General features: G+C 39.1%; 13 protein-coding genes, 8 tRNA genes and 1 rRNA gene. All 22 read left to right on the plus strand.

What is annotated here, in order from left to right:
* Position 1: 1 nt before the first annotated feature.
* The 22 genes from KRR19_RS11270 (at position 2) to KRR19_RS11375 (ending at position 13,230) form a co-directional block, all read left to right on the plus strand.
* On the plus strand, positions 2-268 hold the full coding sequence (locus tag KRR19_RS11270) for an RNA-binding S4 domain-containing protein (protein WP_002481921.1): 267 nt from the start codon (positions 2-4) through the stop codon (positions 266-268).
* A 13-nt stretch (positions 269-281) separates the two neighbouring features.
* Positions 282-659 carry an FtsB family cell division protein gene (locus KRR19_RS11275; RefSeq protein WP_002481922.1) on the plus strand — a complete coding sequence of 126 codons (378 nt, stop codon included), beginning with the start codon at positions 282-284 and terminating at the stop codon, positions 657-659.
* 134 nt (positions 660-793) lie between these two features.
* Positions 794-1,204 (plus strand): S1 domain-containing RNA-binding protein, encoded by a 411-nt coding sequence (locus tag KRR19_RS11280; protein WP_002481923.1) that lies wholly within the window; start codon positions 794-796, stop codon positions 1,202-1,204.
* 100 nt (positions 1,205-1,304) lie between these two features.
* Positions 1,305-2,585 carry a tRNA lysidine(34) synthetase TilS gene (gene tilS / locus KRR19_RS11285; protein ID WP_023016272.1) on the plus strand — a complete coding sequence of 427 codons (1,281 nt, stop codon included), beginning with the start codon at positions 1,305-1,307 and terminating at the stop codon, positions 2,583-2,585.
* A gap of 5 nt (positions 2,586-2,590) precedes the next feature.
* Positions 2,591-3,130 carry a hypoxanthine phosphoribosyltransferase gene (gene hpt / locus KRR19_RS11290; protein ID WP_002481925.1) on the plus strand — a complete coding sequence of 180 codons (540 nt, stop codon included), beginning with the start codon at positions 2,591-2,593 and terminating at the stop codon, positions 3,128-3,130.
* Between the two features lie 120 nt (positions 3,131-3,250).
* Complete coding sequence (gene ftsH, locus KRR19_RS11295; protein WP_106421112.1) at positions 3,251-5,353, plus strand: ATP-dependent zinc metalloprotease FtsH; 2,103 nt, start codon at positions 3,251-3,253, stop codon at positions 5,351-5,353.
* Positions 5,354-5,505: 152 nt separating this feature from the next.
* Positions 5,506-6,393: an Hsp33 family molecular chaperone HslO gene (gene hslO / locus KRR19_RS11300; protein WP_216733639.1), complete on the plus strand. Its 888-nt coding sequence runs from the start codon at positions 5,506-5,508 to the stop codon at positions 6,391-6,393.
* Between the two features lie 284 nt (positions 6,394-6,677).
* Positions 6,678-7,613, plus strand: coding sequence for a cysteine synthase A (gene cysK, locus KRR19_RS11305; RefSeq protein ID WP_002481928.1), 936 nt, complete (start codon positions 6,678-6,680; stop codon positions 7,611-7,613).
* A 151-nt stretch (positions 7,614-7,764) separates the two neighbouring features.
* Complete coding sequence (gene folP, locus KRR19_RS11310; RefSeq protein WP_002481929.1) at positions 7,765-8,550, plus strand: dihydropteroate synthase; 786 nt, start codon at positions 7,765-7,767, stop codon at positions 8,548-8,550.
* Positions 8,547-8,918, plus strand: a complete 372-nt coding sequence (gene folB / locus KRR19_RS11315; RefSeq protein WP_023016268.1) for a dihydroneopterin aldolase — start codon at positions 8,547-8,549, stop codon at positions 8,916-8,918. Before folP ends, folB begins: the two co-directional genes overlap by 4 nt.
* Positions 8,911-9,387 (plus strand): 2-amino-4-hydroxy-6-hydroxymethyldihydropteridine diphosphokinase, encoded by a 477-nt coding sequence (gene folK / locus KRR19_RS11320; protein ID WP_002481931.1) that lies wholly within the window; start codon positions 8,911-8,913, stop codon positions 9,385-9,387. Before folB ends, folK begins: the two co-directional genes overlap by 8 nt.
* A 30-nt stretch (positions 9,388-9,417) precedes the next feature.
* Positions 9,418-10,413 carry a tRNA dihydrouridine synthase DusB gene (gene dusB / locus KRR19_RS11325; RefSeq protein WP_023016266.1) on the plus strand — a complete coding sequence of 332 codons (996 nt, stop codon included), beginning with the start codon at positions 9,418-9,420 and terminating at the stop codon, positions 10,411-10,413.
* A 14-nt stretch (positions 10,414-10,427) separates the two neighbouring features.
* Positions 10,428-11,915, plus strand: coding sequence for a lysine--tRNA ligase (gene lysS, locus KRR19_RS11330; RefSeq protein WP_002481933.1), 1,488 nt, complete (start codon positions 10,428-10,430; stop codon positions 11,913-11,915).
* Positions 11,916-12,364: 449 nt separating this feature from the next.
* A 5S ribosomal RNA gene (rrf, locus tag KRR19_RS11335) occupies positions 12,365-12,479 on the plus strand.
* A 10-nt stretch (positions 12,480-12,489) separates the two neighbouring features.
* Positions 12,490-12,565 (plus strand) — tRNA-Val (locus KRR19_RS11340).
* An 8-nt stretch (positions 12,566-12,573) separates the two neighbouring features.
* Positions 12,574-12,649: transfer RNA gene (locus tag KRR19_RS11345), tRNA-Thr, on the plus strand.
* Positions 12,650-12,661: 12 nt separating this feature from the next.
* Positions 12,662-12,734 (plus strand) — tRNA-Lys (locus KRR19_RS11350).
* A 27-nt stretch (positions 12,735-12,761) separates the two neighbouring features.
* Positions 12,762-12,836 (plus strand) — tRNA-Gly (locus tag KRR19_RS11355).
* Positions 12,837-12,851: 15 nt separating this feature from the next.
* Positions 12,852-12,940: transfer RNA gene (locus tag KRR19_RS11360), tRNA-Leu, on the plus strand.
* Between the two features lie 17 nt (positions 12,941-12,957).
* Positions 12,958-13,034, plus strand: a tRNA-Arg gene (locus KRR19_RS11365).
* 30 nt (positions 13,035-13,064) lie between these two features.
* Positions 13,065-13,138 (plus strand) — tRNA-Pro (locus KRR19_RS11370).
* Positions 13,139-13,154: 16 nt separating this feature from the next.
* Positions 13,155-13,230, plus strand: a tRNA-Ala gene (locus KRR19_RS11375).
* The last annotated feature ends 138 nt before the right edge of the window (positions 13,231-13,368 follow it).

Below are 13,368 nucleotides of genomic sequence, written 5' to 3' on the forward strand. Positions count from 1 at the left end.
CGTGAGATTAGACAAATATCTAAAAGTATCTCGTTTAATCAAACGCCGTACACTTGCGAAAGAAGTCAGTGACCAAGGCCGTGTTCAAGTCAATAACAACACAGCAAAAGCAGGTACGGATGTCAAAATCGGTGACGAAATCGTCATTCGTTTCGGACAACGTGTGATTACAATTCGTGTCACTGGATTAAGCGAACATGCGTCGAAAGAGAATGCGAAAGGCATGTATGAATTAGTGAAAGAAGAACGTATTAATGAGAATGACTAAGGAGTGACATACCATGGCTAGAAAAGTAGAGCATATGGAAAACAGGTATATCGAGAACGAAAACCGAAGAAAAAGACAGCGCGAAATGAAAAAGCGTGTGGTTAAACGTCGTATTATGCTCTTTGCGGGGATTTTACTCGCAATCATTATCGTCCTTTCTGTCATGGTTATCTCTCAAACAAGAAGCAATGCTGAAGATGCGCAGGAACGTAAAGTAAAAGAAGAAAAGTTCCAAAAACAGCAAGACGAAGAAATTGCTTTGAAAGAACAATTGAATAATTTGAATAACAAAGAGTATATAGAGAAAGTCGCACGTGACGATTATTATTTAAGTAATGATGGGGAAGTCATTTTTAAATTACCTGAAGAGAAGAAAAAAGAAGGAAAATAACGTCTAATGTGTTTTTAATGTAAGAAAAGTATAATATCTAACTGTTTTAACTGATATGCCATTGTTAAATTAGCACAACAAGCATATAATAGAGTTAAGTAAAATTGAAAGAAATCGGAGGATTTATTTAGGATATGTCAATCGAAGTAGGAAGCAAGCTTAAAGGGAAAGTCACTGGTATCAAAAAATTTGGTGCGTTTGTAGAATTGCCTGGAGGGAAAAGTGGCTTAGTTCACATCAGTGAAGTTGCAGACAATTATGTTGAAAATGTGGAAGATCACTTGTCTGTTGGAGATGAAGTAGAAGTTAAGGTACTATCTGTTGCTGACGACGGTAAAATCAGTCTTTCAATTAAAAAAGCGAAAGATCGTCCGAAAAGACAACATCATAGAGGCGGCCATGGTGGTCATGGCAAACCATCACATAACAAACCAGAAGACTTTGAAAAGAAATTAAGCAACTTCTTAAAAGATAGCGAAGAAAAAATGACGTCTATCAAACGCCAAGCTGAATCAAGACGCGGCGGAAGAGGTTCAAGACGATAATTCAACATAAAGCAGATGACTGTTCGAAGGGAACAGTCTCTTTTATTTTTGTCTGAAATTTTATCCATGCGTATATTTCAAATGAGGACGAGGTGAGGATATGAATATTTATACAGAAGGCTGGTCTGAAAATGACCATCTTGCATTAGCGGTTTCTACAGGTGTCGACAGCATGGTATTATTACATATGTTGACCACACACTATCATCATACATATCGCCAACTGACCGTGTTGCATGTCAATCACGGAATCAGATCGGCTTCTTTAGAAGAAGCGGCTTTCTTAGAACGTTATTGCCAGCAACATCATATCCCGCTTCGCACCCACGAATTGGATTTATCCGCATTGACTAATAAAGGTAAGAGCATTCAAAAAGATGCACGCCAAAAGCGCTACGCTTGGTTTGAGTCTGAAATGAAAGCATTAGGTGCTAGTGTTTTGTTGACAGCACATCACTTAGATGACCAGTTAGAGACGATTTTCTATCGTCTTATGACAGGACGGTCTACAAGAAGCAGACTTGGGATGCAGGAAGTAGAGGAGAGAAGCGGTTATCGCTTAGTCAGACCTTTACTGCATATCGATAAACAAGCTGTTAAAGCGTATCAAGCTGAGTATCAGGTGCCGTATTTTGAAGATGCGTCTAACCAAGATAATCATTATGTACGTAACGATATTCGTAATCGCATTTTTCCAGCCATAGATGCGAATGACCATCTAGATACTGCGCAGTTGTTAAAGTTGAAAGCTTGGCATGATGAGCAATTCGATTTACTGCATCGAGCAGCAGATAATTTTATCAACCAACACGTTGCGCGCGAGTCAGAAATGATTCAGGTAGACCGTACTGCATTCAATAGATTGTCGCATTCGTTAAAAACAATCGTGCTGGATCAATTGCTTGAGGCTTATGTATCAGGCGCTCCCATTTCTGAACAAGCGTATCAAGAATGGTTTGCGCAAATTGAAAATTCTCAATCTCAAGCGATAATTTATGCGACAGATAAATGGAATATTCAAATTGTGTATGATAAATTTATAATAATGGGTTGCACAAAAAACGAGACGACACCACAGCGGATTACACAACCAGGTTATTATGATTATGGTACATACCGCATTATAGTTCATGATGATATTGAGGGTTCGGACTTCCCAATGGTAATACGTTCGAGACAATCGGGAGATCGCTTCGTACTACCAAACAAAGAAGGCCATCAGAAAGTCAACCGCTTAATGATCAATCGCAAAGTTCCTAAATTTGAACGTGAGCGATTGCCCATATTGCTTAATAAACAAGGGGAGATTATTGCAGTAGGTACTTTGTACACTGCGGCAGATTATGAAGGGAAATTAGAGATAATAAATTTAGGAGTGTAGCCGAAATGAAGGAAGATTTAAAAGAAATATTGATGACGGAAGATGAAATCCAGCAACTCTGCCGTGAACTGGGAGCAAAAATCACAGAAGATTATGCCGATAAAGACCTTGTTTGTGTAGGCATTTTAAAAGGTTCAGCAATGTTCATGTCAGATTTAATCAAACGCATCGATACACATTTAGCAATTGATTTTATGGATGTATCAAGCTATCACGGCGGTACAGAATCTACAGGAGAAGTTAAAATCTTAAAAGATTTAGGCAGCTCTATTGAGAATAAAGATGTATTAATCGTAGAAGATATTCTAGAAACCGGTACAACTTTGAAATCAATTACTGAACTATTGAAATCTCGTCGTGTGAATTCTTTAGAAATCGTCACATTGCTAGATAAACCAAACCGTCGTAAAGCAGATATCGAAGCAAAATATGTAGGCAGAAAAATCCCAGATGAATTCGTAGTCGGATACGGCTTGGATTATGCGGAATTTTACCGTAACTTGCCATACATCGGAACATTGAAACCAGAGATTTATCAAAAATAATCGACAAATGAATACTATAGTAGGCTTACTTTTTCTACAAAGTTGAAATACTAGCCATTAAAAGTTATATTGTGTTACAATTTTTGTTAGTTTTATTATTGGAGTAGGAGGAAAAAACGCATGCAGAAAGCTTTTCGCAATGTGCTTGTAATCGCAATCATTGGCGTTTTTATATTCGGTTTATTTTCCTGGCTGAATGGTAACGGCAATATGCCGAAACAACTATCATATACACAGTTCTTCGAAAAACTTGAAAAAGGCGATTTGAAATCAATCGAAGTTCAGCCTGAGCAGAACGTTTATATGATCACTGGAAAGACCAAGAACGGTGAAGATTATTCTTCAACGATGCTATATAATAACGAAAAAGACTTACAAAAAGTCACAGGTGAAGCACAAAAACAAAAAGATTTAAAATTTACAGTTAAAGAAGAAGAAAAACAAAGCGTATTTGTTAGTATTCTTTCAACATTGATTCCAGTATTGGTTATTGCTTTATTATTCATATTCTTCCTTAGTCAAGCGCAAGGCGGCGGAGGCGGCGGTCGTATGATGAACTTTGGTAAATCCAAAGCTAAAATGTACGACAACCAAAAACGTCGTGTACGTTTCTCTGACGTAGCCGGTGCAGACGAGGAAAAACAAGAATTAATCGAAATTGTCGACTTCTTAAAAGACAATAAGAAATTCAAAGATATGGGCTCAAGAATCCCTAAAGGGGTACTCTTAGTCGGTCCTCCAGGTACAGGTAAAACATTGCTTGCCCGTGCCGTAGCTGGTGAAGCAGGCGTGCCATTCTTCACAATCAGTGGTTCTGACTTCGTTGAAATGTTCGTCGGTGTCGGTGCCAGCCGTGTTCGTGATTTATTCGATAACGCGAAGAAAAACGCACCTTGTATCATCTTCATTGATGAGATTGACGCAGTAGGTCGTCAACGTGGTGCCGGTGTCGGCGGCGGTCACGATGAACGTGAACAAACATTGAACCAATTATTAGTTGAAATGGATGGCTTCGGCGAAAACGAAGGTATTATCATGATTGCGGCAACAAACCGTCCTGATATCCTTGACCCAGCGTTATTACGTCCAGGTCGTTTCGACAGACAAATCCAAGTCGGTCGTCCAGATGTTAAAGGCCGTGAAGCGATTCTATATGTACATGCCAGAAACAAACCATTAGATGAAACAGTAGACTTAAAAGCAGTTGCGCAAAGAACACCAGGCTTCTCTGGTGCCGATTTAGAAAACTTGCTGAACGAAGCTTCGTTAGTTGCAGTTCGTGACGGTAAGAAGAAAATCGACATGCGAGATATTGAAGAAGCAACAGACCGTGTTATCGCAGGTCCAGCTAAGAAATCTCGTGTTATTTCTGAGAAAGAACGTAATATCGTCGCGCACCATGAAGCAGGACATACAATTATCGGTATGGTGCTTGATGAAGCTGAAGTGGTACACAAAGTTACAATCGTACCGCGTGGACAAGCTGGCGGTTATGCGATGATGTTACCAAAACAAGATCGCTTCTTAATGACAGAGCCAGAATTGCTTGATAAGATTTGCGGCTTGCTCGGTGGTCGTGTATCTGAAGATATCAACTTCAATGAAGTGTCTACAGGTGCATCAAACGACTTCGAACGTGCAACACAAATTGCGCGCTCAATGGTAACTGAATACGGTATGAGTAAGAAACTCGGACCAATGCAGTTTACGAAGAGCGGCGGTCAAGTGTTCTTAGGTAAAGATATGCAAGGCGAACCAGAATACTCTGGTCAAATCGCTTATGAAATCGATAAAGAAGTACAACGTATCATCAAAGAACAATATGAACGTTGTAAACAAATCCTGCTTGAACATGAAGATCAACTTAAACTTATCGCTAAGACATTGTTGACAGAAGAAACATTAGTACGTGAACAAATCCATTCATTATTCTACGAAGGTAAATTACCTGAAGTGAACTATGATGAAGCGAAAGTTGTTAAACAAGGTGATGAAGAGTTCCAAGAAGGTAAATTCGGTAAATCTTATGATGAAATCCTTGAAGAAGTCCGTGAAGAGGACAAGGAATATCAAGAAGAAGAGGCTGAAGTAGACGAGCAAGAAAAACGTCAAAAAGAATCAGAAGCACATCCAGAAACGAAACATTCTGATGAAGCAGCTGAAGATGACACACCACATGAAGCTAAAGACAAAGATGACTCTGACCATCGAAACGATAAATAAGACGATTCTATTGTCTGAAACTAAATAATGTAGATTAAAATCTCTTTCTGCTATCATTAGGAATACGCAGAAAGAGATTTTTTAACGAAAATAATTGAACGATGAAATCATAAATGTTGAAAATTAAGTGAAAGAAAGAGGCGTAAAAAGATATGACTCAAGACTATATAGTAAAAGCACTGGCATTTGATGGAGATATCCGTGCGTATGCAGCGGTAACGACTCATGCAGTGCAAGAAGGACAAACAAGACATTACACATGGCCGACAGCATCAGCAGCATTAGGTCGTACAATGACAGCAACTGTTATGATGGGTGCCATGTTGAAAGGTGACCAAAAATTAATTGTCACTGTAGATGGCCAAGGTCCAATCGGACGTATTGTAGCAGATGCGAATGCGAAAGGCGACGTACGCGCATACGTTACGAATCCACAAACACATTTCCCATTAAATGACCAAGGTAAATTAGATGTGAAACGTGCAGTGGGTACAAACGGTACATTAACAGTTGTTAAGGATGTAGGGATGAAAGATTACTTCTCTGGTTCAAGCCCGATTGTGTCAGGTGAACTAGGTGAAGATTTCACATACTACTATGCGACAAGTGAACAAGTCCCATCATCTGTTGGTTTAGGTGTGCTTGTAAATCCAGATAACTCTATCAAAGCAGCAGGCGGCTTTATTATTCAAGTCATGCCGAATGCGAAAGAAGAGACAATTGAAAAAGTTGAACAAGCCATCACACATATGACACCAGTATCTCAATTGATTGATCAAGGATTATCACCAGAAGAACTGTTGACTGAGATTTTAGGTAAAGAACATGTGAAATTCTTAGAAACAGTACCCGTGAAATTCGAATGTAACTGCAGTCATGAAAAATTCTTAAATGCGATTAAAGGCTTAGGTGAAGCTGAAATTCAAAGCATGATTGATGAAGACCATGGTGCAGAAGCAGAATGTCATTTCTGCCGTACGAAATATCACTATAGTGAAGCGGAACTTAAAGGTTTAATCGAAGAATTGCATGCTAAATAAACACATTGAAAAGCGAGACGATCAGACGTCTCGCTTTTTTACTGTAACGAATCACAGTGTAAGACGTTTCTTTTATGGGAAAAGAGGAAATAATAAAGAATAGAGACAATGAACTTGTGGAACAATGTATAAATCTGATAAAATAATAATATCCGATGAAATAGATAAGGTTTAATAGAAATAATGGCATGACTAAGCATCAGAATTGAATTGTTTCGGGGTATTATTAATGAGGTTCTGGTGACTTAATTAAATATCTTTTAAGAATAAAGGAGCGTTTTTTTATGGCAAATAAACCCGTAGATAACATTGTACAACTGATTGGAGATACACCTGTAGTTAAATTGAACAACATCGTACCAGAAGATGCTGCAGATGTTTATGTTAAATTAGAGTATCAAAACCCAGGTGGTTCAGTAAAAGACCGTATCGCTTTAGCGATGATCGAGCGTGCTGAACAAGAAGGAAAAATCAAACCAGGTGATACAATTGTCGAACCTACAAGTGGTAACACAGGTATCGGTTTAGCATTTGTTGCAGCAGCAAAAGGGTACAAAGCTGTATTCACAATGCCTGAAACAATGAGTCAAGAGCGTCGTAACTTATTAAAAGCATACGGTGCAGAAGTTGTATTAACACCTGGATCTGAAGCAATGAAAGGTGCTATTAAAAAAGCAAAAGAATTAAAAGAAGAATATGGTTACTATGAACCACAACAATTCGAAAACCCAGCGAACCCGCTTATCCACGAATTGACAACAGGTCCTGAACTTGTAGAACAATTCGAAGGCCGTACAATCGATGCATTCTTAGCAGGTGTTGGTACTGGCGGTACATTAAGTGGTGTAGGTAAAGTCTTAAAAGAAAAATACCCTAGCATTCAAATCGTAGCAATCGAGCCAGAAGGTTCTCCTGTCTTAAGCGGCGGCGAACCAGGTCCTCATAAATTACAAGGTTTAGGCGCAGGTTTCGTTCCTGACACATTAAACACAAACATTTATGATGAAGTTGTTAAAATCGGCAACGAAACTGCAATGGAAACTTCACGCAGAGTTGCTAAAGAAGAAGGTATCTTAGCAGGTATTTCTTCAGGTGCTGCAATTTATGCGGCAATCGAAAAAGCAAAAGAATTAGGTAAAGGTAAAACAGTTGTAACTGTACTTCCAAGTAATGGTGAACGTTACTTATCTACACCTTTATATTCTTTTGAAGGTAAATAAGTCAAACATTGATGAACTGCCGTTCGCATTTCTCTTTTTGAGAAATGGTACGGCGGTTTTTTCATTTCAAACACCTTTTGAACGCTTGGGGTCGGTCATATGTTAAAATTTTAATATAATGTATCACAGTTATGATGAAAGGAAGAGAGACATGGCACATACAAAAATCATGGGCATATTGAATGTAACACCTGATTCATTTTCTGACGGCGGCAAATACAATTCTGTAGATGCGGCGGTTGCACGTGTGAAGGAAATGATGGATGAAGGTGTCGACATTGTAGATATCGGCGGTGTTTCCACAAGACCAGGGCACAGTGAAGTGTTATTAGAAGATGAATTAGAACGCGTCATTCCAGTTGTTAAAGCACTCTCCGAATTTAATGTGCAATTGTCTGTCGACACGTTTCGCAGTGAAGTTGCGAAAGCAGCATTAGAGGCTGGCGCAACAATGATTAATGATCAATGGGCAGGTTTATATGACCCTAAAATGTTTGAAGTCGTTGCACAATACGATGCTGAAATTGTCTTGATGCATAATGGAGATGGACAACGTGAAGATCCTGTCATGGATGAAATGCTAGTTTATTTATTAAAACAAGCACATCGTGCAGAAACAGCAGGGGTTGCGACGAATAAAATCTGGATTGATCCAGGTATCGGCTTTGCGAAAACGAGATTGGAAGAACGAGAAGTTATGGAGCGACTGGATGAATTAGTTGCGACAGAATATCCAGTATTGCTTGCGACGAGTCGTAAACGCTTCATCAAAGAAATGATGGGTTCAGACGAAGGACCAGAAGATCGTGATGAAATGACAGCAGCAACGACTGCTTATGGTGTGATGAAAGGTGTGCAAGCGGTACGTGTACATAATGTAAAACTCAATGCGCGTATTGCGCATGGCATTGATTATTTAAAGGAGATTGAACGATGAAAGATCGTATATTTTTAAATGGTATGAGATTTTATGGTTATCATGGAGTCTTATCAGCAGAAAATGAAATTGGACAAATCTTTGTTGTAGATGTTGAATTAACGACTGATTTAACTGAAGCAGGAAAGTCCGATCAAGTAGAAGATACGATCAACTATGCGGAAGTCTATGCGGATGTGAAAGAAATTATGGAAGGGGAACCTAAAAATTTACTCGAACATCTCGCAGCACTTATTGCAAATCGTATAAATTCACACTATAATCGGGTATTGGAAACTAAAGTACGTATAACAAAAGAAGTACCGCCGATTCCAGGTCACTATGATGGCGTAGGTGTGGAAATTACAAGGGTGAATCAAAATGACTGATGTATTTTTAGGACTCGGCAGCAATGTCGGAGACCGAGAAAACCAATTAAAAGAAGCAATACGTTTATTAGATGAACAATCTGGTATTAAAGTAGTGAAAGTTTCATCATTTTATGAAACTGAGCCTGTCGGTTATGTCGATCAACCGGATTTTTTAAATTTATGTGTGGAAATTCAAACAGAACTATCACCAAAAGCCGTCCTTGAAAGGGGCTTGGCGATTGAACAGCAACTGCATCGTGTACGTAAAGAACGTTGGGGTCCGCGTACTTTAGATATCGATATCCTGTTATATGGTGACCAAATCATTGAAGAACAAGATTTGACGATTCCGCATCCACGAATGACAGAACGTGCTTTTGTCTTGATTCCGCTGCAAGAGATTGCACCAAATAAGATAGAGCCAAGAACACAAACCAAAATTAAAGATATAACTGTTCCTAACGAAACTGTGAAAAAAGTTCAATAAACGTAAGAGATAGATTGAGAGGTAATAATTATGTGGAAGATTGGAGATGTAGAAATCGACAATAGAGTCGTACTCGCTCCTATGGCTGGGGTGTGCAACTCTGCATTCAGATTGACTGTCAAAGAGTTCGGTGCGGGTTTAGTTTGCGCTGAGATGGTCAGTGACAAGGCGATTTTATTCAATAACCCGAAAACAATGAATATGTTGTATATAGATGAAAACGAACGTCCGTTATCGTTGCAGATTTTCGGCGGTGAGAAAGAAAGTTTAGTCGAAGCTGCAGTTTATGTTGATCAAAATACAACAGCTGATATTATTGATATTAATATGGGGTGCCCAGTGAATAAGATTATCCGTTGTGAAGCGGGTGCAAGATGGCTGCTTGACCCTAATAAGATTTATGAAATGGTATCTGCAGTTGTTGAGAAAGTCAATAAACCTGTTACATGCAAAATGCGTATTGGTTGGGATGACGATCATATTTACGCAGTAGAAAATGCGAAAGCGGCAGAACGTGCAGGAGCATCCGCAATTTCATTACATGGCCGTACACGTGTGCAAATGTATGAAGGTAAAGCAGATTGGGATATTATCAGACAAGTGAAAGAAGCGGTTAATATTCCAGTTATCGGCAACGGAGATGTGACAAGCCCTGAACTCGCGCAAAAAATGCTGGATGAAACTGGCGTAGATGCGGTGATGATTGGGCGCGAAGCTTTAGGCAACCCATGGATGATTTACCGTACAGTCCATTATTTAGAAACAGGCGAGCTGATGGATGAACCGACAGTGAAAGAAAAAGTAGAAATTGCTTTATTACATCTGCGTCGACTAGTAGAATTAAAGGGTGAGAAGGTTGGCGTTATGGAAATGCGCAAACACGCTTCATGGTACCTAAAAGGTGTTAAAGGCAACGGAAAAGCCCGTAAAGCATTAAACCAAGCCAACACAGAACAAGAAATGATTGATATCCTGCAGAATTTCCAAAAAGAAATCACTGCAGATAAAGCAACACAAGAAGCTTAATAAGGAGAGATAACATGTCAGAAGAAATGAATGACCAAATGCAGGTCCGCCGTCAAAAATTACAAGAATTAATCGATTTAGGAATTGATCCATTCGGCCAACGCTTTGACCGTACAGCAAGCGCAGCTGAACTACATGAAAAATGGGATGCTTTCTCTAAAGAAGAATTACACGAAAAAGAAGATGAAAGCCATGTCTCAATCGCGGGTCGTTTAATGACAAAACGTGGTAAAGGTAAAGCTGGATTTGCGCACGTTCAAGATTTATCTGGTCAAATCCAAATTTATGTCCGTAAAGACCAAGTCGGTGAAGAACAATTTGATATTTGGAAAATGGCAGATTTAGGAGATATTATCGGTATTGAAGGTGTTATGTTCAAAACAAACACAGGTGAATTAAGCGTCAAAGCGAAATCATTCATCATGCTTACAAAATCATTACGTCCATTACCAGATAAATTCCATGGTCTTCAAGATATTGAACAACGTTATCGTCAACGTTATTTAGACTTGATTACAAACCAAGAAAGTACAGAAACATTTATCAACCGTAGTAAAATCATCCAAGAAATGCGTAATTACTTAAACAGCAAAGGTTTCTTAGAAGTAGAAACACCAATGATGCATCAAATCCCTGGTGGTGCAGCAGCACGTCCATTTGTGACACACCATAATGCATTAGATGCGACGCTATATATGCGTATTGCGATTGAACTTCACTTAAAACGTTTAATCGTCGGCGGTTTAGAAAAAGTATATGAAATCGGCCGTGTATTCCGTAATGAAGGTGTATCAACACGCCACAACCCAGAGTTCACAATGATTGAACTTTATGAGGCATATGCTGATTTCCATGACATTATGGATATTACAGAAGGTACAATCCGTCATATTTCAAATGCGGTACTAGGTACAGCAGTCATCCCTTACGGTGATTATGAAATTGATTTAGAATCTGACTGGAAACGTGTACACATTGTAGACGCTGTTAAAGAAGCAACAGGTGTAAACTTCTATGATGTAAAATCTGATGATGAAGCACGTGCATTAGCTAAAGAACATAACATTGAAATTACAGATCATATGACATATGGTCATATCTTAAATGAATTCTTTGAACAAAAAGTAGAAGAAACATTAATTCAACCTACTTTCGTATATGGCCATCCGATTGAAATTTCACCATTAGCTAAGAAAAATCCAGAAGATCCTCGTTTCACAGATCGTTTCGAATTATTCATCGTGGGTCGTGAACATGCGAATGCATTCACTGAGTTGAATGATCCAATTGACCAAAGAGAACGTTTCGAAGCGCAATTGAAAGAAAAAGAACAAGGTAATGACGAAGCACACGAGATGGACGAAGACTATATCGAAGCATTAGAATACGGTATGCCTCCAACTGGTGGTTTAGGTATCGGTATCGATCGTCTTGTTATGTTATTAACAAACTCACCATCTATCAGAGACGTATTATTATTCCCATACATGCGTCAAAAATAAGTTGAGTACTTAACAAAATGAATAATTAAGCAGGCGTGTCACCTTTTAAGACACGCCTGCTTTTATATGTATAAAGGGCCTCAAAAAGCACATGATCTCTTATAAAAAGAGAGGGAGGTCGGCAAATGTAAATATCTTTTAAAAAACTTTCGCAAAGCACTTGCATAATTTTCAAAACCCTGTATAATTGTTAATTGTTCTACGAAATAAAGCAACGTTTTATGAGCAATCTTGCATGAATATAAATTCTTAAAAAAGATGATACATAAGTGTTGACATAAAAGACCGAATGTAGTAATATTAAAGGGTCGTCAAAAAGAACGCGTTACAATTTTGTAAAAAAGATTTTAACTGAGTGTAAAATTGACTATTGCAAATGTTAACGAAAGAAGTTAAAATAATTTAAGTGAGTTATTGAAACGCACATAATTAAATAATTTAAAATATTGTCTGGTGACAATGGCAAAGAGGTCACACCTGTTCCCATGCCGAACACAGAAGTTAAGCTCTTTAGCGCCGATGGTAGTCGGACTTACGTTCCGCAAGAGTAGGACGTTGCCAGGCAATATAATTCGGAGAATTAGCTCAGCTGGGAGAGCATCTGCCTTACAAGCAGAGGGTCGGCGGTTCGAACCCGTCATTCTCCACCATTTAAATAGCCGGCCTAGCTCAACTGGTAGAGCAACTGACTTGTAATCAGTAGGTTGGGGGTTCAAGTCCTCTGGCCGGCACCATTTTAAAGCTATGAGCCATTAGCTCAGTTGGTAGAGCATCTGACTTTTAATCAGAGGGTCAGAGGTTCGAATCCTCTATGGCTCATCAGTTTTCCGATTATAACTGAATCATGCAGAAGTAGTTCAGCGGTAGAATACAACCTTGCCAAGGTTGGGGTCGCGGGTTCGAATCCCGTCTTCTGCTCCATTTTTATTTTATGATGCCGGGGTGGCGGAACTGGCAGACGCACAGGACTTAAAATCCTGCGGTAAGTGATTACCGTACCGGTTCGATTCCGGTCCTCGGCACCATATATAATATAAAACATGCGCCCGTAGCTCAACTGGATAGAGCGTTTGACTACGGATCAAGAGGTTATGGGTTCGACTCCTATCGGGCGCGCCATTTTATATTTGTTATTTAATAATTTAATAACGGGAAGTAGCTCAGCTTGGTAGAGCACTTGGTTTGGGACCAAGGGGTCGCAGGTTCGAATCCTGTCTTCCCGACTCTTAATTGTATAATGGGGGCTTAGCTCAGCTGGGAGAGCGCCTGCTTTGCACGCAGGAGGTCAGCGGTTCGATCCCGCTAGTCTCCACCATTATTATTTTAAATGAACATTGAAAACTGAATGACAATATGTCAACGTTAATTCCAAATTAACAAACGTCCTAAGGACGTTTTAAAACAATTAGTTTTTATGAGCTAGTCAAACATCATAAATTATTATGGAGAGTTT

It is taken from the genome of Staphylococcus sp. CWZ226 (assembly GCF_018986355.1).
Lineage (GTDB): Bacteria > Bacillota > Bacilli > Staphylococcales > Staphylococcaceae > Staphylococcus > Staphylococcus simulans.

Bases quoted from the DNA above. Each gene is read 5' to 3' on its own strand.
- folP (WP_002481929.1), top strand. From the start codon at position 7,765: ATGGCACATACAAAAATCATGGGCATATTGAATGTAACACCTGATTCA.
- KRR19_RS11280 (WP_002481923.1), top strand. From the start codon at position 794: ATGTCAATCGAAGTAGGAAGCAAGCTTAAAGGGAAAGTCACTGGTATC.
- tilS (WP_023016272.1), top strand. From the start codon at position 1,305: ATGAATATTTATACAGAAGGCTGGTCTGAAAATGACCATCTTGCATTA.
- ftsH (WP_106421112.1), top strand. From the start codon at position 3,251: ATGCAGAAAGCTTTTCGCAATGTGCTTGTAATCGCAATCATTGGCGTT.
- folK (WP_002481931.1), top strand. From the start codon at position 8,911: ATGACTGATGTATTTTTAGGACTCGGCAGCAATGTCGGAGACCGAGAA.
- dusB (WP_023016266.1), top strand. From the start codon at position 9,418: ATGTGGAAGATTGGAGATGTAGAAATCGACAATAGAGTCGTACTCGCT.
- hslO (WP_216733639.1), top strand. From the start codon at position 5,506: ATGACTCAAGACTATATAGTAAAAGCACTGGCATTTGATGGAGATATC.
- cysK (WP_002481928.1), top strand. From the start codon at position 6,678: ATGGCAAATAAACCCGTAGATAACATTGTACAACTGATTGGAGATACA.
- hpt (WP_002481925.1), top strand. From the start codon at position 2,591: ATGAAGGAAGATTTAAAAGAAATATTGATGACGGAAGATGAAATCCAG.
- folB (WP_023016268.1), top strand. From the start codon at position 8,547: ATGAAAGATCGTATATTTTTAAATGGTATGAGATTTTATGGTTATCAT.
- lysS (WP_002481933.1), top strand. From the start codon at position 10,428: ATGTCAGAAGAAATGAATGACCAAATGCAGGTCCGCCGTCAAAAATTA.
- KRR19_RS11275 (WP_002481922.1), top strand. From the start codon at position 282: ATGGCTAGAAAAGTAGAGCATATGGAAAACAGGTATATCGAGAACGAA.